The organism is Sphingomonas sp. NPDC019816 (assembly GCF_050274375.1).
GTDB lineage: Bacteria > Pseudomonadota > Alphaproteobacteria > Sphingomonadales > Sphingomonadaceae > Sphingomonas.
This window is the reverse complement of sequence record NZ_JBNNOB010000284.1, coordinates 1-1,031: the sequence shown is the minus strand read 5'-3', so window position 1 is coordinate 1,031 and position 1,031 is coordinate 1. Positions and strand designations below refer to the sequence as shown.

Sequence of the window (1,031 nt, the reverse complement as noted above, 5' to 3'; positions counted from 1 at the left end):
GGCGCGATGCCATCGCCCCGCTCGACCTGATGCTATTGAAAGACTGCCTGTGGCACGATCTCACCTCGCTGAAGCTGCTGCAACAGCAGATCGATCAGCTGCTGACCGAGTCGGCCTATCAGCAGCAGTCGATGCTGATCCAGTTGCAACAGATCCATACCCGCTGGCTGCAGGACCAGCAGCAGCAAAGCGATCGGCAGGCCATCAGCCTGGTGAAAAAGGGCGGCATGTTCAGCCGCAAACCGCAATATGCGCCGGCCACGCCGTTCGCCGGCGGCACCCTCACCCTGCTGCTGCAAAAACCGCTGCAGCTGCATGACATTCAGGTCAACCATCTGAGCATTGAGAGCAGCGTGCTGGATAACTGGCTGCAAAAAGGCGGCGACGTGCGCGCCAAGCTGAACGGCATTGGCTTCGCGCAGCCGATCGATTTGGACGTCGATGACCAACTGCACCTGACGGTGCTGGACGTCAGCCGCCAGCCTTCGCTGCTGGCGCTGCCGGGCAAACAGGCCACCGCCACGCCGCAGGCGCTGCTGGATGAAATGGACGCGTTGGCCCAGCGCCTGGCGGAGCAGCGCCGCGCCTTCAGCCAACATCAGCCATGTCTGTTCAAGCCTGCCGCCGGCCTGGCCAAGATCGAAGCCAGTCTGCTGCAAGTGGCGGAACAGGTTAAACAGCAACAGCAGCAAATGCGCGGCCAGTAACCATGCTCAGTCTGGAGACGCTCGATCTGCTGCTGGCGATCACCGAAGGCGAGATGATCGAGGAGATGATCGTCGGCATGCTGGCGGCGCCGCAGCTGTCGGTGTTCTTTAAAAAGTTTCCGGCCCTTCGCCGGGCGCTGGATCGCGATCTGCCACGCTGGAAACTGCAGCTAAAGGAACGTTTGCAGGAGGCCATGGTGCCGCCGGCGCTGGCGCAGGAGTTTTACCGCTACCAGCAGTGCCAGCTGGAGAACAACACCCAGTTCTATCACAACCTCAATGACACGATGGAGCTGCTGCGTCAGCTGGTCTCGCCGTTTTATG

The 1,031-nt window shown here is 61.1% G+C and carries 2 protein-coding genes; both read left to right on the top strand.

Annotated elements, in window-relative coordinates:
• Window positions 1–707, top strand: a 707-nt coding sequence (locus ACQKJZ_RS19450) for an ATPase RavA domain-containing protein (RefSeq protein WP_427733364.1), incomplete at its 5' end; no start/stop codon positions are given.
• 2 nt (window positions 708–709) lie between these two features.
• Window positions 710–1,031, top strand: a 322-nt coding sequence (locus ACQKJZ_RS19445; protein ID WP_427733362.1) for a hypothetical protein, incomplete at its 3' end; no start/stop codon positions are given.